This is a genomic window from Klebsiella sp. KE9456 (genome assembly GCF_043832615.1).
GTDB lineage: Bacteria > Pseudomonadota > Gammaproteobacteria > Enterobacterales > Enterobacteriaceae > Klebsiella > Klebsiella indica.
Genome location: NZ_JBDYQK010000031.1, coordinates 1 through 20,281, shown reverse-complemented (window position 1 = coordinate 20,281; position 20,281 = coordinate 1). Strand labels below are relative to the sequence as shown.

21 protein-coding genes are annotated in these 20,281 nt (G+C 54.2%); 4 read left to right on the top strand and 17 right to left on the bottom strand.

The window, feature by feature from the left end; translation table 11 throughout:
- Positions 1-6 precede the first annotated feature (6 nt).
- From nth to blr, 10 genes are all read right to left on the bottom strand, one after another.
- Positions 7-642, bottom strand: a complete 636-nt coding sequence (gene nth / locus ABK821_RS22715; protein ID WP_138358901.1) for an endonuclease III — start codon at positions 640-642, stop codon at positions 7-9.
- Position 643: 1 nt separating this feature from the next.
- The gene (locus ABK821_RS22710; protein ID WP_138358903.1) at positions 644-1,342 is read right to left on the bottom strand and encodes an electron transport complex subunit E; all 699 of its coding nucleotides are present in this window, start codon (positions 1,340-1,342) and stop codon (positions 644-646) included.
- Positions 1,343-1,345: 3 nt separating this feature from the next.
- The gene (gene rsxG, locus ABK821_RS22705; protein ID WP_138358905.1) at positions 1,346-1,966 is read right to left on the bottom strand and encodes an electron transport complex subunit RsxG; all 621 of its coding nucleotides are present in this window, start codon (positions 1,964-1,966) and stop codon (positions 1,346-1,348) included.
- Between the two features lie 10 nt (positions 1,967-1,976).
- Positions 1,977-3,029, bottom strand: coding sequence for an electron transport complex subunit RsxD (gene rsxD / locus ABK821_RS22700; RefSeq protein WP_142501373.1), 1,053 nt, complete (start codon positions 3,027-3,029; stop codon positions 1,977-1,979).
- Positions 3,030-5,228 (bottom strand): electron transport complex subunit RsxC, encoded by a 2,199-nt coding sequence (gene rsxC, locus ABK821_RS22695; protein WP_138358909.1) that lies wholly within the window; start codon positions 5,226-5,228, stop codon positions 3,030-3,032.
- Positions 5,221-5,799 carry an electron transport complex subunit RsxB gene (gene rsxB, locus ABK821_RS22690; RefSeq protein ID WP_343178313.1) on the bottom strand — a complete coding sequence of 193 codons (579 nt, stop codon included), beginning with the start codon at positions 5,797-5,799 and terminating at the stop codon, positions 5,221-5,223. Before rsxB ends, rsxC begins: the two co-directional genes overlap by 8 nt.
- On the bottom strand, positions 5,799-6,380 hold the full coding sequence (rsxA, locus tag ABK821_RS22685; RefSeq protein ID WP_138358913.1) for an electron transport complex subunit RsxA: 582 nt from the start codon (positions 6,378-6,380) through the stop codon (positions 5,799-5,801). The genes rsxB and rsxA overlap by 1 nt, the downstream gene beginning before the upstream one ends.
- A gap of 77 nt (positions 6,381-6,457) precedes the next feature.
- Positions 6,458-6,898, bottom strand: coding sequence for a DUF2569 domain-containing protein (locus ABK821_RS22680; RefSeq protein WP_138358915.1), 441 nt, complete (start codon positions 6,896-6,898; stop codon positions 6,458-6,460).
- A 308-nt stretch (positions 6,899-7,206) separates the two neighbouring features.
- A complete protein-coding gene (ydgT, locus tag ABK821_RS22675; protein WP_138358917.1) occupies positions 7,207-7,422 on the bottom strand; it encodes a transcription modulator YdgT in 216 nt (71 codons plus the stop codon).
- Between the two features lie 386 nt (positions 7,423-7,808).
- Positions 7,809-7,958 carry a division septum protein Blr gene (blr, locus tag ABK821_RS22670; RefSeq protein ID WP_138358919.1) on the bottom strand — a complete coding sequence of 50 codons (150 nt, stop codon included), beginning with the start codon at positions 7,956-7,958 and terminating at the stop codon, positions 7,809-7,811.
- A 187-nt stretch (positions 7,959-8,145) separates the two neighbouring features.
- Between blr and ABK821_RS22665 the strand changes: the two genes are divergently transcribed.
- On the top strand, positions 8,146-9,186 hold the full coding sequence (locus ABK821_RS22665) for an oxidoreductase (RefSeq protein ID WP_138358921.1): 1,041 nt from the start codon (positions 8,146-8,148) through the stop codon (positions 9,184-9,186).
- A gap of 64 nt (positions 9,187-9,250) precedes the next feature.
- Here the strand turns inward: ABK821_RS22665 and add are convergent, their stop codons facing one another.
- Positions 9,251-10,255: an adenosine deaminase gene (gene add, locus ABK821_RS22660; RefSeq protein ID WP_138358923.1), complete on the bottom strand. Its 1,005-nt coding sequence runs from the start codon at positions 10,253-10,255 to the stop codon at positions 9,251-9,253.
- Positions 10,256-10,512: 257 nt separating this feature from the next.
- On the opposite strand from add, the gene metQ reads away from it, so the two are divergent.
- Positions 10,513-11,328, top strand: a complete 816-nt coding sequence (gene metQ / locus ABK821_RS22655; protein ID WP_138358925.1) for a methionine ABC transporter substrate-binding lipoprotein MetQ — start codon at positions 10,513-10,515, stop codon at positions 11,326-11,328.
- A gap of 120 nt (positions 11,329-11,448) precedes the next feature.
- On the opposite strand, the gene yedF is transcribed toward metQ, so the two are convergent.
- The 4 genes from yedF to malX form a co-directional block, all read right to left on the bottom strand.
- Positions 11,449-11,682, bottom strand: coding sequence for a sulfurtransferase-like selenium metabolism protein YedF (gene yedF / locus ABK821_RS22650; RefSeq protein ID WP_138358927.1), 234 nt, complete (start codon positions 11,680-11,682; stop codon positions 11,449-11,451).
- Positions 11,679-12,890: a selenium metabolism membrane protein YedE/FdhT gene (gene yedE, locus ABK821_RS22645; protein ID WP_138358929.1), complete on the bottom strand. Its 1,212-nt coding sequence runs from the start codon at positions 12,888-12,890 to the stop codon at positions 11,679-11,681. The genes yedF and yedE overlap by 4 nt, the downstream gene beginning before the upstream one ends.
- Positions 12,891-13,104: 214 nt before the next feature.
- Entirely contained in the window at positions 13,105-14,277 is a 1,173-nt protein-coding gene (locus ABK821_RS22640) for a MalY/PatB family protein (protein WP_138359025.1), read from the bottom strand.
- 46 nt (positions 14,278-14,323) lie between these two features.
- Entirely contained in the window at positions 14,324-15,916 is a 1,593-nt protein-coding gene (malX, locus tag ABK821_RS22635) for a maltose/glucose-specific PTS transporter subunit IIBC (RefSeq protein ID WP_138358931.1), read from the bottom strand.
- Between the two features lie 174 nt (positions 15,917-16,090).
- On the opposite strand from malX, the gene ABK821_RS22630 reads away from it, so the two are divergent.
- Positions 16,091-17,119, top strand: coding sequence for a Mal regulon transcriptional regulator MalI (locus ABK821_RS22630; RefSeq protein ID WP_138358933.1), 1,029 nt, complete (start codon positions 16,091-16,093; stop codon positions 17,117-17,119).
- Positions 17,120-17,144: 25 nt separating this feature from the next.
- Here the strand turns inward: ABK821_RS22630 and ABK821_RS22625 are convergent, their stop codons facing one another.
- Both ABK821_RS22625 and manA read right to left on the bottom strand, forming a co-directional pair.
- Positions 17,145-18,674: a YdgA family protein gene (locus tag ABK821_RS22625; RefSeq protein WP_343178314.1), complete on the bottom strand. Its 1,530-nt coding sequence runs from the start codon at positions 18,672-18,674 to the stop codon at positions 17,145-17,147.
- 96 nt (positions 18,675-18,770) lie between these two features.
- The gene (gene manA, locus ABK821_RS22620; RefSeq protein WP_142501367.1) at positions 18,771-19,949 is read right to left on the bottom strand and encodes a mannose-6-phosphate isomerase; all 1,179 of its coding nucleotides are present in this window, start codon (positions 19,947-19,949) and stop codon (positions 18,771-18,773) included.
- A 197-nt stretch (positions 19,950-20,146) separates the two neighbouring features.
- On the opposite strand from manA, the gene ABK821_RS22615 reads away from it, so the two are divergent.
- Positions 20,147-20,281 (top strand): hypothetical protein (locus tag ABK821_RS22615; protein ID WP_308561560.1); only part of this gene is annotated, 135 nt, incomplete at its 3' end.

Below are 20,281 nucleotides of genomic sequence, written 5' to 3'. Positions count from 1 at the left end.
CTGCTTTCAGGGATAAACCTTCTCTTTGAACTCACAAAGGTCTTCGATCAGGCAGGAGCCGCAGCGCGGTTTGCGGGCAACGCAGGTGTAACGACCATGCAGAATTAACCAATGGTGGCAATCTACCTTGAATTCGGCAGGAACGACTTTTAACAGCTTTTCTTCGACCTGCTCAACGTTCTTGCCCGGCGCAAATTGTGTCCGATTACAAACGCGGAAAATGTGCGTATCGACGGCAATCGTCGGCCAGCCGAAAGCGGTATTCAGCACCACATTGGCGGTTTTTCGCCCGACGCCAGGTAGCGCCTCAAGCGCCGCCCGATCCTCCGGTACTTCACCATTATGCTGTTCAAGCAGGATCCGGCAGGTTTTAATGACATTTTCCGCTTTGCTGTTAAAAAGACCGATGGTCTTGATATACGATTTTACACCCTCAACGCCCAGCTCCAGCATCGCCGCAGGGGTGTTGGCGCGTGGATAAAGTTTTGCCGTCGCTTTATTGACGCTGACATCGGTCGCCTGTGCTGAGAGCAGTACGGCGATGAGTAACTCAAACGGCGAGTTAAAATTCAGTTCGGTAGTGGGGTGCGGGTTGTTATCCCTGAGTCGGATGAGGATCTCAAGGCGTTTACTCTTATTCATCCTATGCTTTTCCCGTCACATCAGTAGGTGCGGCGATACCGGTTTGTACCGCGTTTGCTTTGCGCTGTTTGCTACGTTCATCAATGAGATATTTTACCGCCAGCATCATGCCGAGGCCAATAAATGCGCCCGGCGGCAGCATCGCCAGCAGGAACGGCGTGTCGGTATGAAATACTTCGATCCGCAGCGCTTTGGCCCAACTGCCGAGCAGGCTATCGGCGCCGTCAAACAGGGTGCCGTTCCCAAGAATTTCGCGCATTGAACCGAGGACAAACATGGCGCAGGTTGCCCCCATTCCGATTGAAAATCCATCCAGCGCTGACAGCGCCGGGTTGTTTTTCGCGGCGAAGGCCTCCGCGCGCCCGACCACAATGCAGTTGGTGACGATAAGCGGGATAAAGATCCCCAGCGACTGGTAAAGGCCAAAGGCGTAAGCATTAATTAACATCTGCACCACGCTCACCACCGACGCGATGATCATCACGTAAATCGGAATACGGATTTCCGCAGGCGTCCAGCGGCGCAGGCTGGAGATGGTCAGGTTCGTCAGCGTCAGTACCAGGGTGGTCGCCAGCCCAAGCCCAAGGGCGTTGGTGGCGGTAGAGGTGACGGCCAGCAGAGGGCACATCCCCAGCAACTGGACCAGTGCGGAGTTGTTTTTCCACAACCCCTGAACAATAACGTCTTTTACTTCACTCATGGTCTAGTCTCCACAGGACGTGAATGCGGAAATCTGCGTCGGCAGCGTTTGGGCATAGAGCCCGGCGCGCTTAACGGCGTTGACCACCGCGCGGGGAGTAATCGTGGCCCCGGTAAACTGGTCAAAATCGCCGCCATCTTTTTTTACCGCCCAGTGACTGTCGCTGGGCCCGTGGATCACTTTACCGGCAAACAGGGTGATCCAGTCAGAAATTCTGAGTTCGATTTTATCACCCAGCCCCGGCGTTTCGTGATGCTCTGTGACGCGGGTTCCCAGCACCGTACCGTTAAAATCAGCGGCGACCAGGAGCTGAATAGCGCCAGAATAGCCGTCCGGCGCGGTGGCTTCCATCACTGCCCCTACTGGCCGCCCATCGTTTTGCGCAATCCATATTTTATGCTGGCCTTTACCCAGTGCCGGCGCGCTAACCAGGTAGCAGTTTTTCAGCAAATCGTTGTTGTAAAGATTCGCGGGCATCACCTGGTCGAACAGGGCTTTTTGCTGCAGGCTGGCCTGGCCTTCAATTGTACTTTTGGTCAGTTCATTGATGGCCGCCGTCAGCCCGGTAGACCCTGCGGCAAAGAGCGCCAGCGTGATACCGTGTTTACGCATGCTTTTTAACATGTTCGGGTCCTCAGCGGTGGCCGTACACGCGCGGGCGCGTGTAGTGATCGATCAACGGAACGGTAATATTCGCCAGCAGCACGGCAAAGGCCACACCGTCAGGATAACCGCCAAAGCTGCGAATCAACCATACCAAAAGCCCTGCCAGGGCGCCAAAAATCAGACGTCCCCGATTGGTGGTGGAGGCTGTCACCGGGTCGGTCAGGATAAAGAATGCGCCCAGCATGGTCGCGCCGGACAACAGATGAATCTGCGGCGAGGCGAGGCTATCCGGTGAAAATAACCATCCCAATGTGGCGCAAACGGTAAGGCTTAGCAGGAAGCTCAGCGGAATATGCCAGCGGATGGCCTTCTGCCAAAGCAGGAACACGCCGCCCGCCAGCCAGGCCACATTGACCCATTGCCAGCCGAGGCCAGCCAGTGCACCGCCATAAATAGGATATTGCAGGATCTCTTTTACCTGATGACCCGCATGCAGCGACGTTTTAAAGGTATCCAGCGGCGTCGCCTGGCTGATGCCGTCAATGCCGATCCGCAGGCTATTGATATCGCCGCCCGTGGTAGTGCTCCCGGTAAAAATAATATGCAGTGCATCACGGAAGCCCGGAATAGTCGCGGCGATCTCGTGCGGCGGGAGCCAGGATGTCATCTGTACGGGGAAGGAGATCAGCAGCACTACATAGCCAATCATCGCCGGGTTAAATGGGTTATGACCCAAACCGCCGTACAATTGTTTGGCAATAATCACTGCGAAGGCTGTACCTAAGATAATCATCCACCATGGGGTAAAGGGTGGGATACTGATCGCCAGCAGCAGACCGGTCAGCAGCGCTGAATTGTCAGCAAGGATCGCGGGAATATTTTGTTTACGCAGCCTGAGGATGGCGGCTTCGGCGCCCCAGGCCGTTAAAGCGGCGAGGATAATTTGTAATACCGTGCCCCAGCCGAAAAACCAGGTCTGAACCACAATACCAGGTACGGTGGCGAGCAGCACCAGCAGCATAATGCGGGAAGTCTGGCGCTGATTGTGGGTATAAGGGGAACTTGCGATTCTGAAAACCATTTAATCCTCGTTAACTGCCTGCCGGGATGCTTTCCGGGCCTGAACGCGGGCGATTGCTTCAGCGACTGCCGCTTTACGGGCGTCGTCATTGGCTGCCGACGTGGGAACTGCATTTTGTTGCCCTGCTTTACGCGCCTTCGCCCGGGCAATGGCGGCCTCGACGGCGGCTTTGCGCGGATCAACGTCGGCAGCGGGCGGTTCGGTTGCGGCGGGCTCAGTTAGCTCGGCCTGCTGCGCTGCTTTACGCGCTTTAGCGCGGGCAATGGCGGCTTCGACGGCGGCTTTACGCGGGTCAACGTCAGCAGCGGGCGGTTCAGCTGCGGTGGGCTCAGCCGCCTCGGCCTGCTGCGCTGCTTTACGCGCTTTAGCGCGGGCAATGGCGGCTTCGACGACGGCTTTACGCGGGTCAACGTCAGCAGCGGGCGGTTCGGTTGCAGCAGGCTCAGCCGCCTCGGTCTGCTGCGCTACTTTACGCGTCTTCGCCCGGGCAATGGCGGCTTCGATGGCGGCTTTACGCGGGTCAACGTCGGCAGCGGGCAGTTCGGTTGCGGCGGGTTCAGCCGCAGCCGTCAGCTGCGCCGCCTTGCGGGCGCGAGCCTCGGCCTTACGGGCTTCACGCGCGGCGATAGCTTCACTGTTATCCGGTTTTGCACCTGGCTGCACCACTATCGGCTGCGCAGCATCACGCTGCTTGTCGCGCACGCGGGCGAGGGCGGCATTGATGGCATCCTGATCTTTGGCTGCCGGTTGTACGGCTGCTTGCTTATGACGCGCCAGACGCGCTGCTTTATCTCGCTCCAGACGCGCCTGTCGCGCTTCGAAGCGCGCTTTTGCTTCCGCTGCGCGCTTCTCTTCTTGCGCAATGGCGCTGATCTCGGCTTTCTCCTGACGGAAATACTGTACCAGCGGGATATTACTCGGGCATACCCAGGCGCAGGCGCCGCACTCAATGCAGTCTTGCAGATTGTGGCTGATGGCTTTGTCGTGCTGCTGGCCTTTACTGAACCAGTATAATTGCTGCGGCAGGAGATCGGCCGGGCAGGCGTCAGCGCAAGCGCTGCAACGGATGCAGCCTTTTTCCTCCGCCGCTTCACCCATTTCGCTGGCCGATGGCGCGAGCAGGCAGTTGGTGATTTTTACCACCGGCACATCGAGCCAGGGCAGGGTAAAGCCCATTAACGGGCCGCCCATAATGACCATTTGTTCAGTGCCGGGACAGAAACCGGCGTCTTTTAGCAGATGGCTGACCGGGGTACCGAGACGCGCCCAGACGTTACCCGGACGCGCAACCGCTTCACCAGTGAGCGTTACAACGCGTTCTGTCAGCGGTTCACCGTCCACCACCGCGCGTTTTACCGCATAGGCCGTGCCGACGTTTTGCATTAACACGCCGATATCGGAGGAGCGGCCACCGTGAGGTACCTGTTTCCCGGTCAGAATTTGCGTCAGTTGTTTCGCGCCGCCGGAGGGGTATTTTGTCGGGATCACGCGCAGTGAAATACCATGCGTGTTGGCCAGTACCGCCCGCAGCATTGAAATCGCCTGCGGTTTATTATCCTCAATACCGATCAGCACCTGACGCGGTTGCAGGATATGGGCAAGGATGCGGATACCTTCAACAATCTGCGCCGCACAGTCCTGCATCAGGCGATCATCGGCGGTGATATAGGGCTCGCACTCGGCGGCGTTGATAATTAATGTCTCAATTTTATCGCCGCCACCGCGCAGCTTCGATCCGGTCGGGAAACCGGCGCCGCCCAGACCGGCGACGCCGAACTGATGAATGCGCTCAATCAGCTCTTCACGGGATCTATTCTGGTAATCACTCCAGCCGTCGCGTTCAATCCAGCGATCTTCGCCGTCGGCATCAATAATGACGCTCATCTCCGCCAGCGCAGAAGGATGGGCGGTCGAGTGGGGCGCGATAGCCGTCACCGTACCGGAGGTCGGGGCGTGAACGGGCAGCATTTTGCCCCAGCCGCGCGTCAATGGTTGGCCGCGCAGCACACGATCGCCAGGCTGTACGCACAAAACCCCTTCATCGCCAATATGTTGTTTCAACGGAATGACAAAACGCTGCGGCAGAGGAACCTGGCGCAGCGGCGTACCGTTGGACTGGGTTTTCATTTCAGGCGGATGAATGCCGCCGTTGAAATCCCATATGTTGTCTTTGCGAAAAGCGGAAAATAACTTAAACATGTTGTTCCACAGGAATATTGCGTACCGGAATGGTTTGAAGATCCCATTTCCAGCTTGCTGTCGTCGCGGCAACCGGGCGCAATTCGATACATTGCGTCGGACAAGGGGCCACGCAAAGATTACACCCGGTGCAGATGTCGCTCATCACCGTATGCATGGCGCGGGTCGCGCCGACAATGGCGTCGACAGGACAGGCCTGAATGCATTTCGTGCAGCCGATGCAGTTCGCTTCGTCGATTACTGCCAGCATTCGGGCAGGCGCTGACTCTTGTTCATCGCCATCAATGGGTTGCGGGTCAACGTTCAGCAGTTCGGCGATTTTGAGCATCACCGCTTCGCCACCGGGTGCGCAACAGTTAATTTTCTCTCCCTGGGTGCCAACGGCCTCCGCGTAGGGGCGGCAGCCAGGGTAACCGCACTGACCACACTGGCTCTGCGGGAGCACCGCATCGATTTTTTCAACCACCGGGTCATCTTCCACCGCGAAACGGCGTGAGGCGTATCCCAGAATTAAGCCGAAAATCAGACCAAGCAGGCTAAGCGCGATCACGGCTATCCAGACAGCGTTCATTACAACTTCACCAAACCACTAAAGCCCATAAATGCCAGAGACATTAAACCGGCGGTAATCAATGCAATCGCATTGCCGCGAAAGGGGGCCGGAACATCCGCAACCACCAGACGTTCGCGAATGGCGGCGAACAGCACCATCACCAATGAAAAGCCTACCGCGGCAGCGAAGCCGTACAGCGCTGATTGCAGGAAATTATGTCCAAGGTTAATGTTTAACAGCGCAACGCCAAGCACCGCACAGTTGGTGGTGATTAGCGGCAAGAAAATGCCTAACAGGCGATACAGTGCCGGGCTGGTTTTGCGTACCACCATCTCGGTGAACTGCACCACGACGGCGATGACGAGGATAAAAGCCAGCGTGCGCAAGTAGATCAGGTCGAGCGGGATAAGGATCCAGGTATCGATCAGCCAGGCGCAAATCGAGGCCAGGGTCATCACAAATGTGGTGGCGAGACCCATCCCCATCGCGGTTTCCAGTTTTTTGGAAACCCCCATAAACGGGCACAATCCAAGGAACTTCACCAGCACGAAGTTGTTAACAAGGACAGTGCCAATAAAGAGCAGTAAATAATCAGCCATCATTCGACCTGAAATAGAAATAGCCCGCTATTATCGAATAAATCAATACCGGCGACAATAGGTTAACTGTGTGGTTATTACGGATTCACAAAGGTTCGCTTAACGCGCCGGGAGCGCCTGAAGTAAGGCGCCAGCAGCGCCGCAGCAAGCAGGGGGAACAGTAGCTGGCGCAGCGCCAGAGTATCCGTCACCGGAGAGAAAGCGAAAGCTTTTATCGCCAGCAACAGGGTTATCAGTAACCAGATGATATAGTGTTTTGGCACAATTTTCCGCCGTTTGAAGAAGGCAATGGTCAGCCACAGCGTATAATACCACATGGCAGCGGCGAATATCAGCGATGCAATCCACAGCGCAAGATGTCCGCTACTCATATCGCTCAGTAATGCATAAGTCTGAGAAGAGATCAGCGCATGAGCAAAAATAAGCAATGATAATGAGGCGCTAAGTAAGGCAACCAGTAGCCATGCCAGCGGCGCAAGTAGCCATCCGCCAATACGTTCCGCAGAGTGCGAGGACATTGTGACTCCTGAATTCAATGCAAATGATTCCCGCCATACTTCGGGTTGCGGGGTGTGGTGTTTCTTGATTACGGTTATTCACCCCATCCATGGGTTTCGCCCTTCGGGCCGCCGCAAGTCGTGTTTAATCCGCTTCCGGCTGATTTATCATGCCGTTCGGCCGGTGATGCCCTTCTCGTTTTTGGGGTGCACCGCGTTGTTTAAAAAGCGCCTGCGTATTTTTTGTCCGCAAAGGTAAATTATTTAGTCAATGTAAATAAAACGCCGGACGGAAAGTATAAGCAACGGGCATGAATGATTACCGTCTTTTATTGCACGTAGCGCCAGACGGATTTAGGGACTTCGCCTATGTTGAACAATTTACCGCCGGAAACCAGCTCCGCCCGACGATGATCGGCGGCGCGATACATGTTGACGATCTCTTCACTGTCGGTAAGGGAATAGTTGAGATGGTCAAAAAGTTTTTCCAGACTTTCCAGTGAACTGATTTTACGGAATTTTAATAAGTAGTCCTGAACGGTCATTTGCGTATCCATTTTATAATGGGAATAAAAAGTAGAATATACCAATTCTTAGTAAACCTGTTCTCAACCAGCAGTTCCTTTTCGGGCTGACTGTATGGAATTATTTCGGTTGTAAATACCTATGACAAGAACAGATGATGTTTCTGGCCTGGTAAAAAGAAATTTAAGAATATTCCAGAACTGAATCAGGCGCCGGGTGGCGCCTGGAAGAGAAGATTAACGCTGTTCGCCTCGGCTGGCAATAACGTTTTGGTCGCAAAAAACGCTTTTTCCATTTGCGCGCCAGGTTTGGTTGTTGAACGGCGTATACCGCTGTTGTCACCATTAAGCACGCCGCCGGACAGTCCGTTTCTGAAGCGATTGCCCGGCGGCGAAGCGGAACGGCTTTATTTCGCTAACGGCGTTGTCCGGGCAGCATCAACGGCAGGCGGAGATTGGTAGTTATCAATATGGTGAGCAATAACTAAAAGCAAGGATGAAACGCCCAAAACAATCCAGCCAATAAGTTCTACAATACGATTAAAAACGTTTTCCATAACTCTACAACAGCAGTGAACCAGACCAGAATGGTACTAAATGACTGAAACAACGCAAGTGGTAGCGGATTATTGTTGCACAACTGGCGTAAAGGTGAGCAATTGCAATTAGTCTAACCCGTCGGCAGGAGCTGGCTGATGCGGAGGTTATGGTGACAAAATTATCTTTCGATAAAGGGGCCGAGAAATGAGTGATGCTATTCGGGTGGGATTAATCGGTTACGGTTATGCAAGTAAAACTTTTCATGCGCCACTGATCAGCGGTACACCGGGAATGACGCTGGCAGCGATTTCCAGCAGTGATGAAAGCAAGGTTCTGGCTGACTGGCCGATGGTGAAGGTGGTGTCGCAGCCAGCGCAACTTTTTCACGACCCAACGCTGGATCTACTGGTTATTCCTACGCCAAACGATACCCATTTTCCGCTGGCCAGAGCCGCGCTGGAAGCGGGGAAGCACGTTGTGGTGGATAAGCCTTTTACCGTGACACTGTCACAAGCTCGTGAGCTTGAGGTTATTGCGAAAGCTACAGGGCGGCTGCTGTCCGTCTTCCATAATCGTCGCTGGGATAGCGATTTTCTCACGGTGAAGGCGCTGATTAATGACGGTTTACTCGGTGAAATCGGCTATTTTGAATCGCATTTTGATCGCTATCGTCCGCAGGTGCGTAATCGCTGGCGCGAACAAGGCGGGCCAGGTAGCGGTATCTGGTACGATCTTGGCCCGCACCTCCTCGATCAGGCGATTAATCTCTTTGGCCTGCCGGTCAGCTTGAGCGTCGATCTGGCGCAATTGCGGCCGGGCTCCCAGTCCACCGACTATTTTCATGCCGTGTTAGCTTATCCACAGCGCCGTGTGGTGCTGCACGGCACGTTGCTGGCAGCGGCGGAAACGGCTCGTTATATTATTCATGGCTCACGGGGAAGCTATGTTAAATATGGCCTCGACCCGCAGGAGGCGCGGCTGAAAAGCGGTGAACGCCTGCCGCAAGAGGACTGGGGATACGATATGCGCGATGGGGTATTGACTCGGGTAGACGGTGAAGAGCGAACCGAAGCGTCGTGGCTCACGCAGCCGGGAAATTATCCCGCATATTATGCCGCCATTCGCGACGCCCTTAATGGCGTAGGTGATAATCCGGTCCCGGCGAGTCAGGCTATCCAGATAATGGAGTTGATAGAACTTGGGCTGGAGTCGGCAAGGCACCGGGCGACGCTGTGCCTGAATTAACGGTACGGCGTGCCTCTCGCTCCTGAAAAGCGCATTCCCCGTCCAGGAACGGGGAATGGCGCGACTATGCGCTTTGCCGTACGTGCGCAATGAGCGCGTTTTTTTCTTGCTGGCTTAAAAACGCCAGTTCCAGGCCATTGATCTGCGCCTGGCGAATCTGCTCCTGACTCAGCCCGGCAGCCGGGGCAGCGACGGTATATTCGTGGATAATATCGACGCCCTGAACGGCGGGATCATCGGTGTTAATACAGGCCAGTACACCCTGTTCCAGGAAGGTTTTCAGCGGATGCTGAGCCAGCGATGGCACGGTGCTGGTCTGAATATTTGACGTCAGGCAGGACTCAATACCGATTCTCTGTGCGGCAAGAAAATCCATCAGCGCCGGATCCTGCACCGCCTTTACGCCGTGACCAATACGTTCCGCACCGAGTTCGCGAATTGCCTGCCAGATGCTTTCCGGTCCAGCCGCTTCGCCCGCATGTACGGTGATACGCCAGCCTGCATCACGCGCGCGGCTAAAGTGGTCGATAAACCGATGTCCAGGGAAGCCGAGTTCATCCCCGGCCAGATCAAGGGCGGTAATGCCTTCACGATGGGCGAGCAGGGCTTCCAGTTCTTCCTGACAGGCCGCTTCACCGAAGGTGCGGCTCAGGATACCGATCAGCCGCGCTTCGACGTTAAAGTCGCGGCTGCCTTCTTTTACGCCAGCGATCACCGCTTCCACAACGCCCGCTACCGGGAGCTGGTGGGTCATTGCCATATAGCGTGGAGAGAAGCGGAGTTCGACATAATGCAGGCCGTTTTGCGCGGCATCTTCGAGGTTTTCATAAGCGACGCGGCGGCAGGCTTCCAGAGAGGCCAGCACTTTCACCCCCCAGTCAAGCTTAGAGAGAAAGCTGACCAGGTCAGGCTCATTGCTGGTGACCTGTACATGTGGACGCAGTGTGTCGAGAGTGGTTGCCGGAAGAGGCAGGTTAAACTGACGGCCAAGATCGAGGATGGTTTGGGCCCGGATATTGCCATCAAGGTGGCGATGGATGTCGGTTAATGGCAAAGTTAAATCAATCATGGGCGCACTCTTTTTAGTTAAAGTGCGCACCATTGTACATCAGAGTCATATCGTCGTCATACTTCACGTTATCTGTATGCCGGCGGTGGCGCGGATAGCCAGGATGAAAATTATTCTGGCAAGGAAATTGTTCATAGCAAAACGCTATTAATCATAGTCAATCCGTATTTAATTTTGCCTGTCAAATTTTCTATAGTCTCCAGTGCTATTTTTCCCCGCGCTGAGTAGCGGGCTATTTTAAAAAGGACTCTGGGAATATGATTTTCACGTTAAAGAAATTCGCGGTACCGCTGGTTGTAGCCAGTACGCTGCTGTTGGCTGCCTGCAAACCGGGAGAGCAGGACCCTAATCATATCAAAGTCGGCATCATGGCTGGCGTTGACCAGGATGTATGGGCGGTGGCGCAGAAGGTGGCGAAAGAGAAGTACAACCTCGACGTTGAGGTGGTGACCTTTACTGATTTCGTTCAGCCCAACGAGGCGCTCAACAATGGCGATCTGGATGTCAACGCTTTCCAGCACAAGCCCTATCTCGACAAACAGATTCAGGAGCGCGGTTATAAGCTGGTTCCGGTCGGCAGGACATTCGTTTATCCGATAGCTGCCTACTCGAAGAAAATCAGCGCGATCGCGCAACTGCCGGATGGTGCGCAGGTCGCGGTGCCGAACGATCCCACCAATCTCGGGCGTTCACTGCTTCTTTTGCAAAAACAGGGGCTTATAAAGCTTAAGGATGGCGTAGGGCTGTTGCCAACGTCGCTGGATATCATTAGCAACCCGAAAAAGCTAAAAATCATCGAGATCGAAGCGCCGCAGCTCACTCGTTCGCTGGACGATAAGCAGATAACGCTGGCGATTATTAACACCACTTTTTCCAGTCAGGTGGGGTTATCGCCGTCGCGTAACGGTCTGATTGTTGAAAGTAAAGATTCACCTTATGTGAATATTTTTGCCAGCCGGATCGAAAATAAAGACAGCGAAAAAGTGAAAAATCTGGTTAAAGCCTATCAAAGCGATGAAGTCGCAACCGCTGCAGAAACACTGTACAAAGGCGATGCGGTTAAAGGCTGGTAGCGTTAAGGTTAAATACAGGATTTTTTGTCGGCCCGGCAAGCGAAGCGCTGCCGGGAAATTACAGAAAAAGACACTTTTTTAGCAATCTGAAGCCGGTAGCTCGCTACCGGCTTTTTATCGCTATTTTTGAATCAAATAGCGGATGGTTGGCCCGTCCTGTTGAATATCAAGTACCGTATAGCCGTGATTTTTCGCATCCAGCGGAATATTGTTAATCGACTGGGGACAGTCGCTGACCACTTCCAGAATCTCGCCTTTCTTTAATGAAGGCAAGGCTTCAAGGGTGGCGATAGCCGGATAAGGGCAGGGTTCGCCAACCATATCAAGGCGATAATCAGGAACGAAAGTTTTCATGCTGTCTCCTTAATGGCCGTTGTGGCAAAGGGTTTCCGGCGGAAAAAACGCTTTTCCCAGACGATAACCAGTATCAGCGCGATCAGTAACAAAAGATAGGTCACCAGCAGGCCGCCGAAAGGGCCAAAGGCCGCCAGAAGGTTGACTTTATCCCAGTGCGTGGCCAGCGCCGGAGAGAGTCCGTCCCAGTAGTATGCGAGGATAGTTGATCCGATAACGTTGCCCAGACCAACCCACCAGTAATGCACCTGGCCCTCTACCGCACGATACATCCAGCCGGTTTCGCAACCGCCTGCCAGCACAATGCCGAAACCAAATAACAGACCGCCGATAACCGCATTCGGCCCCGCCCACATAATTTTCGGTTCCATACCCAGTTGCACGTAGCTGAAGATACCGATAGCGCTGGCGGCCATACCGAAAATAATCGCTTTCGCCATATTGGTGCGACCGGTGATCCACATGTCGCGGAAGGCGGAAGTAAAACAAATTTGCGCCCGTTCGATAAGCAGCCCGAATCCTACGCCAAACAACAGCGCCATACCGAGTTTGGGGTGGTTAGCCGCAGTCAACAGCCCCCAGGCGATCATGGCGAAAAAGACCACCATCCCGTAGCGGAAACGACGTCGAGCCTGGTCAGGTTTTTGCGTCAGCGGTGACGCTTGCGACACTTTCTGCATCTTAACCGGGATACGAAAGACGGGCAGGAGCGTAAAGCGAGCGCCGAACCAGGTGCCGATGGCGGTCGCGATAGCAAAAAACCAGGCGTGCAGAGAAAATTGCGGAATACCGGTGAAGAAGGCGGCCAGATTGCAGCCCATTGCCAGACGGGCGCCGAAACCGGCGATAATCCCGCCAGCGACGGCCTGAAGAATACGAATCCGGCTGCGGGGAAAACGTAGCTTAACGTTATTCGCCCACAGTGCGGCGGCGAAACAGCCGCCAAACATGCCGATAATCATCATGCCATCGATTCGGGTGAGCGGTGTGCCGTCAAGATGAATCAGTTTATAGTAGCCCCATTCTTCACTATGCACGCCGACCAGTTGCAGTAATTGCCCGCCCCAGCGGGTGAATTCACCGGTCACGGCCCAGAAGGTGCCGGTAATGCCGAAGTAGTAGGTGGAGAGAATGCCTGCAGCGATAACAGCGGGAACGGGTGACCAGAATTTAATCATCCATGTTTGTTTGAATTGTTGCCATTTCATGAAAATGCCTCTGAACTCAGAAGGTATTACCCGTAGCGGGTTGAAGAGATGCGATAATACGCTGCTTAGTGCCTAAAAACACTCGACAGGATCAAATTGAACAATAAAGCGCATACCAAAGGCCACTCACTGTTGTTGGTGGCCTTTACAAACCCTGATATCAATCACCGTTTGCGCGATGAGTTAAGCGCTGAACCGTCTCCGCGTTCCTCAGTTAATGCAACCCGCGCAGGGCGGCAATCAACCCTTGTACACCCTTTTCCAGCTTCGCGCGCGGGCACCCGGCGTTCAGGCGGACAAAACCCTTTCCCTCATCTCCGTAGGTGTCGCCGGGCATGATGGCGACCTTCTGCTCCTCAATTAACGCTCTTTGCAGGGAGCGGTCATCAATGGCCAGCGGCCGCAGATCAATCCACGCCAGATAAGTTGCCTGCGGTGGGCGCCAGTTCAGTTCAGGAAACGCCTGATTCAGCTGGTGGGCGATATAGCGCATATTTTCTTGCAGGTATCCACGCAGGGCATCCAGCCAGGGCGCGCCTTCGCGATAGGCAGCAATATGCGCGACCAGCGCCGGCACGGAAGGAGAAGAGAGGCCATCGCGGTTTTTAAGCGCATGTAGATAGCTTTCACGCACGGCGGGATCGTCAATCATCCCGTATGCGCCAGTAAAAGCCGGTATATTGAAGCTTTTCGAGCCGGAAGTGAAGAGCGCCCACGGGCTGCGGGCGACATCGCACCACGGCGTGTGCTGATGCCCGTCCCACACCATATCCATATGGATCTCGTCGCTAATCACTTTCACGCCGTGCTTTTCACACAGCCGTGACAGGATTGCGAGCTCTTCGCCGGTCCACACCTTGCCGGTCGGGTTGTGTGGGCTACACAGCAGCAGTACGGTATTGCGCGGCTCAGCCAGTACCCGTTCCATCTGCGCCATATCGCAGTGCCACTGATTGTTATTGCGCGTTAGCGGAACCGGGACAAGGCGCCGCTGGTTGCTTTCGATGGTTTTATAAAAGGCGTCGTAGGCCGGCGTGTGTACCACGATACCGTCACCGATCTCTGACCACTGGCGAATCATCTCCGCCACCATATAGATAACCGATGGCCCGTAAACAATGACTTCGCGGTCGATTGGGCTATGAAAACGGCTGGCGAACCAATGCGTCACCGCGTTGAGAAATTCCTCGTTTTTCCAGCGGCTATAACCAAAAACGCCGTGCGCCAGCCGTTTGCTGACGGCATCAAGAATGCAAGGCGCGGTGGTGAAATCCATATCTGAGATAGTAAACGGCAACAGATCGGCCGCGCCAAAGCGATCGGCAACATAATCCCACTGCGTACACCAAGTTCCATGACGATCAACCGGTGTTGAAAAATCAAACATCAGAATTTCCTTAATCATCACCCCCTCATGACAGAGGGGGCGGAGCTTATGCCTCGACGGTATTCATCAGGACGGCCATTTCATCTTTCACAGACTGTACCTGCGGGCCAATAACCACCTGCAGGTTGTGCTGGTTAAGCTGCACAACACCGATAGCGCGATTCGCTTTCAGCGCAGCACTATCGACTTTGCTCATATCGTTCACTGACAGGCGCAGACGGGTAATGCAATTATCGAGAGAAACGATATTTTCCGCGCCGCCGAGCGCCGCCAGAATTGCCGGAACGTTATAACCTGATTTTCCGGTGACGCTGGTGACGGCCTTCTCAAATGTACTATGAGTTTCAACATCGCGCCCTGGCGTTTTCAGGTTAAAGCGGGTGATGGCGAAACGGAAGATGCCGTAGTAAACCGCAAACCAGATTGCCGCGACAACCGGTACCATGTACCACCTGGTGGACAGGCCATGGAGAATGCCGAAGACCACAAAGTCGATAATGTTACCGTCGGTGTTGCCGATAGTAACCCCGAGGACAGCCATCATGGTGAAGCCAAGACCGGTCAGCAAGGCGTGGATAACGTACAACACCGGAGCGACAAACAGGAATAAAAACTCCAGCGGTTCAGTGGTGCCGCCAACCACGCAGGCGATGACGCCGGAAATCAACAGCCCCTTAATTTTATGGCGGTTTTCCGGGCGAGCGCAGTGATACATCGCCAGCGCCGCACCCGGCAGACCGCCGAGGAATGCCGGCATTTTTCCTTGTGAAAGGAAACGGGTTGCGCTTTCAGAGAAGCCGTGGGTGGTCGGACAGCTCAGCTGCGCCTGGAAAATAGTCAACGCGCCGCTGACGCTGTGACCGCAAACGTCCATCGTTCCTCCCGCTTCGGTAAAACGAATCAGCGCCACCAGGATGTGGTGCAGGCCGAAAGGGAGGAGTAACCGTTCCCCGGTGCCGAAAATCATCGGGCCAAAATCACCCGCACTATTGATAATGCGGCCGAGAGCATTTATGCCCATAGCGAATACCGGCCATACAAGAGGAATAACGAGGCCGATTAAGCCGAGAACCACGGTGGTAATGATCGGCACAAAACGGGTGCCGCCGAAAAAGGCGAGCGCGTCCGGCAGACGGATAGTGTGAAAACGCTCATGCAGCATCCAGACGATGATCCCGGCGATCACCGCGCCGAGGATCCCGGTGTCGATGGATTGAATGCCAATAATATTCTGAATGTTATGGGCTTTAAGAACAGCAGCATCGGTGGTTGGCAGAATCCCCTTTGCTGTCAGCCAGAAGTTAACCGCGAGGTTCATGACGGCATAACCAACAAAACCAGCGAAAGCGGCAACGCCTTTGTTTTCACGGGCCAGACCCAATGGAATGGCGATACAGAACATCACGGGCAGAAAGCTGAAGGCGAATGAGCCGATTTTACTCATCCACACAAACACCGCCTGTAGCAGCGGCAGATCCAGCCATGGCAGGAGAGTAAGAACATCATGGCTACTTAAAGAGCTGCCGATCCCCAGCATGATCCCGCAAAAGGAGAGGAGCGCCACGGGCAACATAAAGGTTTTCCCTAACTGCTGGAAAAATTCCCACATCGTAATTTTGGTTGCTGTTTTCGTCGTCATAACACGAATCCCGGTTCTTTATGTTATTGGTAGGAGGTAACGTGACGGCAAGATAAAACGTTTTACCTTTTTTTAGTGCGATAAAAATCACATATTCAAGCGATAATAAGGTTTATAAAGAGAGCATGATGATAAAACGTTTTATCGACAGCCAAAGGGAGTCGGCCTGAAGTTATGGCTATCGCGAAGAAAATCACCATTAATGATGTCGCGCAGGCGGCGGGGGTATCGGTCAGTACGGTATCGCTGGTGCTGAGCGGCAAAGGACGTATCTCGTCGGCAACCGGCGAGCGTGTCAATCATGCGATTGAGCAATTAGGCTTTGTGCGTAACCGGCAGGCGGCATCTCTGCGCGGCGGGCAGAGTGGCGTTATCGGCCTGATTGTCAGCGATCTGTCGAAACCGTTCTATGCGGAAATGACTGCCGGATTGACCGATGCGCTTGAGTCTCAGGGCAAAATGGTTTTCCTGACTCAGGGAGGGCATTGTGGTGAAAAAATGCTCCAGCGTTTTGATACCCTGGTATCGCAAGGCGTTGATGGCGTTGTGATTGCCGGGGCGATTGACCAGGGCGCGGAACTGCGCGATCGGGCGGCGGAGGCTGGCATGCCGCTGGTATTTGCTTCCCGAGCCAGCTATCTCGACGATGTCGATCTGATCCGTCCGGATAACATGCAGGCGGCTCAAATCGTCACCGAACATCTGATCCGCCGTGGGCATCAGCGCATTGCATGGCTGGGAGGACAAAGTTCATCTTTAACTCGTGCCGAGCGGGTAGGCGGCTACTGTGCGACTTTGCTGAAATATGGTCTGCCGTTTCATAGCGAATGGGTGATTGAGTGTGATGCGAGCCAGAAGCAGGCGGCAGAAGCGATGACGGCTCTGTTACGGAAAAATCCAACGATTAGCGCGGTGTTATGCTACAACAGCGTGATTGCTACCGGTGCATGGTTTGGTCTGATGCGCGCCGGGCGGCAGAGCGGCGAAGATGGTGTTGAAAGCTATTTTGAACAGCGCGTCGCGCTGGCGGCATTTGCCGAATTACCCGAAGCCGCGCTGGACGATCTGCCGCTGACCTGGGTGATAACCCCTGCGCGTGAAATGGGAAAAAGCCTGGCGGATTGTATTTTACGGCGTATGACAGAGGGGCAGGGAACGGCCAGAAATCAGATAATGTCCCCCCGACTGGTTACCCGGAAATAGCCCCTCGTAAGGGGCTATTCGTTGCTTACTGCTGTGAAGCGGCTGGCGGAACCGCTTCTTGCGGCGCTGCTGGCTCAGATACCGGAAGCCCTAATCCAAACATCCCGGCAAACTCATCCAGCGGCATTTTCTGCCCGTTGAGCGTCACCTGGCCATCAGCGTACTGCAGGCTGGTGGTAATGGCGTTATCTTCCATGGTGGTAATACGGAACATCTGCCCCATAGCCGCCAGGCCTTTCACCTGCTGATCTGCCAGTTTGGCGGCGTCTGCCGGCTGGTAGCCTTCAAGCCCGGCAATTCGGGTCATAAACTCTGTCGCCATCGCTACCGGGATCACCAGCTTGCCGTCGAGGGACTTAACGCTACGATCCACTTCATCCGCCAGGGTTTGCGGCGGCGCGGTGATCAGCGACGGATCTTTCAACAGAACCGAAAGGTTTAAGGTGGTTTCGCCTTTCGCATTGTGCCAGCTCAGCGGCGAAATGGTCAGTGACGGAGTGCCTTTGAGCATCATCGGCAGCAAATTTAAAAACGTTTTTACCAGCGCCTGATTATACAGATCGCGGTTCTGCGCCAGTTGCGGGTCCGCCATCAGCGCCTGCGCTTCGGCATTGTATTTTTGACTGAACTGATGGAAAGCCTGGCCATCAATATTGTCCAGTTTCACGGTTAACCTGCCGCCACCGATATCCTGATTTTGCAGTTTCAGGCTGTTCACGGTGTAATCCAGTTGACTATTAATGCCTTTACCATCGGTGGTCAGCGAAGAATTGCCATCGATTTTCATTCCTTCAAACCGCGCCAGCTCTTTGCCTTCAACGCCAATTGACATCTTTTCCAGCGCGAGGGTTTGTTTGCCAATGCGCTCGTTGAAACTGGTCAATTGGGTCTTGCCATCAGCCTTCAGGTTATTAAAGGTGAACTGGACTTTCTGGTTATATTCGTTGACTGCGTTGATCTGCCCGCTGTCCGCCTCGCCGGTCAGACTGATGGTTTTGCCCTCGCGGTCGGTATCCAACTGGAACTGGCCGCCGCTGAAGGTGACTTTTTCCTCACCGTTGGTGTAATCCAGTGGTTTGAGCACAATTGCGGACTGATTATCGCCATTCCATGCGATACGCGTATCAATGGTGAATGGCGTATCGCCTTTCGCAATATTGAACAGCGCCTTGCTGGTGTCATTGTTGACTAACGTGGTTTTGACGGCAGCCATTGATGGGACGAGATTGCCGTTTCTGAGTGAAGACAGCGGGAAGGGGCCGTGATCGACAACGTCGTCAAAAAGCAGCGATTGCCCGGCGGCGAGCCAGCCGGTCTCTTTTCCGGAAATGGGTTTAACCACCAGTTGCAAATGGCTGCTGAACAGGCCTCGCTGATAGTTTTGGTAAGTCAGCTCCACGCCTGCCTGCGGTAAGCTATTTTGCAACTGGGCATTAGCCTGCTGCACCATAGCAGCAATATGGCTTTCCAGCTGTTTCCCGGTGTACCAGGCTCCGCCTGTCCAGACGACGCCCAGCGCGATGATAACTCCTGCTGCGACCAGCGATTTTTTCATAGTATTTATCCATAAATGAAACCAGGCGGAGGGTACCACCTGGTTGTGTTGTCATGATGGGAAAGTCTGGCAACTGTGGCTAAAAAGTTCAGTATATTACTGGAGCTTATTGAACACGCGCGCCACACGCCCGGAGCCGCTCACCTGCACTGGCGATTCGTTACACGCGATGAAGGCCGATTCGCCCGGCTTCAGCGCCAGACTCTGCTCGCCTTTAGTGATAACCGCTTCACCCTCAACGCAGAACAGAATCGCCGCGCTATCCTGAGCGATAGTGGTCGCCTGTGCCGACAGATCGTGCAGGGAGAAGGCAAAATCATCAACCGGAATCGGGAAATCCAGCGTCGCTCCGTGGGAGACCGGCTGAGTCAGCAGCTCGTTCGCCGGTTTTGCTGCAAATTTGACGTTAGCCACCAGTTCAGGAATATCGATGTACTTTGGCGTCAGCCCCGCGCGCAGGACGTTGTCTGAATTGGCCATCACTTCCAGCGCCACGCCCTGAAGGTAGGCGTGCGGCGTTTCCGCGAACAGGAACATCGCCTCACCCGGATTAAGCCTGACGACATTGAGCAACAACGGAGAGAACAGGCCGCTATCGTCTGGATAGAATTCGGCAATCAGGCGAATAGTCTGCCACGGCTCGCCCTGTTCGTTATCCAGCGCGACCTGCAGGACGCTTAGCGCATGCGTCTTCTGTTCTCCTTTCATATTCAGCAGGCCGGCAAACAGCTTACGCAGATGCTCTTCGTCCGGCTGTGCGAGGAACTGGGCAATAGCCGGATGAGCATCGGCCACTGGCTGCAACAGGTTCACGATCTCGGCAAATTCGCGGAAGGCGTTCATCGCGAGGAACGGCGTCAGGGCGAAAACCAGCTCCGGCTTGTGATTCGGATCTTTATAGTTACGCTCAGCGGCATCAAGCGGGATCCCGGCGGCATTCTCTTTCGCGAATCCCACCTCTGAAGCTTGTTTGTTTGGATGAACCTGAATCGACAGCGGCTGTGAAGCACAAAGAACTTTGAACAGGAAAGGGAGTTCACCGAAGCGCTCAGCCACTTTAGCGCCGAGCAGGGCCGCTTTGTCGCTGTCGATCACTTCGCGCAACGAACGCTGGTGACCGGTAGTATCCAGAATCCGCGAGCTACTTTTCGGATGCGCTCCCATCCACAGTTCGGCCATCGGCAGGTTGTCTGGATTGGCAATTCCATACAGTTCGGTTAAGGCGGTGTGACTTCCCCAGGCGTAGTTTTGCACTGAGTTGATGAGTTTTTGCATTCTCAATCCCTGTTCCACTTGATAATTATTCTCTCTATTAAACCAGCAAACGGGCGATAAGCAACCGGGGAGAAGAAAAAGTCGTCTTTGTCTCAGTTTTTGTTAAAGAATTGTGTAAAATCAACTGACTCGCTTTTCTACGGGCAAATGGAGTGTCTGCCCGAATTATAATCATCCAGGCAGTAAGTGAGAGCACAATGTCGAATAAACCATTTGTATATCAGGATCCTTTTCCACTGAAAAAGGACGATACCGAGTATTATCTTCTCAGCAGTGATTACGTCTCCGTCGCCGAATTTGCAGGCCAGGAGATTCTGAAAGTTGAACCTCAG

Coding starts and splice junctions, on each gene's coding strand:
- nth (WP_138358901.1), bottom strand. CDS start 642: ATGAATAAGAGTAAACGCCTTGAGATCCTCATCCGACTCAGGGATAAC.
- ABK821_RS22710 (WP_138358903.1), bottom strand. CDS start 1,342: ATGAGTGAAGTAAAAGACGTTATTGTTCAGGGGTTGTGGAAAAACAAC.
- rsxG (WP_138358905.1), bottom strand. CDS start 1,966: ATGTTAAAAAGCATGCGTAAACACGGTATCACGCTGGCGCTCTTTGCC.
- rsxD (WP_142501373.1), bottom strand. CDS start 3,029: ATGGTTTTCAGAATCGCAAGTTCCCCTTATACCCACAATCAGCGCCAG.
- rsxC (WP_138358909.1), bottom strand. CDS start 5,228: ATGTTTAAGTTATTTTCCGCTTTTCGCAAAGACAACATATGGGATTTC.
- rsxB (WP_343178313.1), bottom strand. CDS start 5,799: ATGAACGCTGTCTGGATAGCCGTGATCGCGCTTAGCCTGCTTGGTCTG.
- rsxA (WP_138358913.1), bottom strand. CDS start 6,380: ATGGCTGATTATTTACTGCTCTTTATTGGCACTGTCCTTGTTAACAAC.
- ABK821_RS22680 (WP_138358915.1), bottom strand. CDS start 6,898: ATGTCCTCGCACTCTGCGGAACGTATTGGCGGATGGCTACTTGCGCCG.
- ydgT (WP_138358917.1), bottom strand. CDS start 7,422: ATGACCGTTCAGGACTACTTATTAAAATTCCGTAAAATCAGTTCACTG.
- blr (WP_138358919.1), bottom strand. CDS start 7,958: ATGGAAAACGTTTTTAATCGTATTGTAGAACTTATTGGCTGGATTGTT.
- ABK821_RS22665 (WP_138358921.1), top strand. CDS start 8,146: ATGAGTGATGCTATTCGGGTGGGATTAATCGGTTACGGTTATGCAAGT.
- add (WP_138358923.1), bottom strand. CDS start 10,255: ATGATTGATTTAACTTTGCCATTAACCGACATCCATCGCCACCTTGAT.
- metQ (WP_138358925.1), top strand. CDS start 10,513: ATGATTTTCACGTTAAAGAAATTCGCGGTACCGCTGGTTGTAGCCAGT.
- yedF (WP_138358927.1), bottom strand. CDS start 11,682: ATGAAAACTTTCGTTCCTGATTATCGCCTTGATATGGTTGGCGAACCC.
- yedE (WP_138358929.1), bottom strand. CDS start 12,890: ATGAAATGGCAACAATTCAAACAAACATGGATGATTAAATTCTGGTCA.
- ABK821_RS22640 (WP_138359025.1), bottom strand. CDS start 14,277: ATGTTTGATTTTTCAACACCGGTTGATCGTCATGGAACTTGGTGTACG.
- malX (WP_138358931.1), bottom strand. CDS start 15,916: ATGACGACGAAAACAGCAACCAAAATTACGATGTGGGAATTTTTCCAG.
- ABK821_RS22630 (WP_138358933.1), top strand. CDS start 16,091: ATGGCTATCGCGAAGAAAATCACCATTAATGATGTCGCGCAGGCGGCG.
- ABK821_RS22625 (WP_343178314.1), bottom strand. CDS start 18,674: ATGAAAAAATCGCTGGTCGCAGCAGGAGTTATCATCGCGCTGGGCGTC.
- manA (WP_142501367.1), bottom strand. CDS start 19,949: ATGCAAAAACTCATCAACTCAGTGCAAAACTACGCCTGGGGAAGTCAC.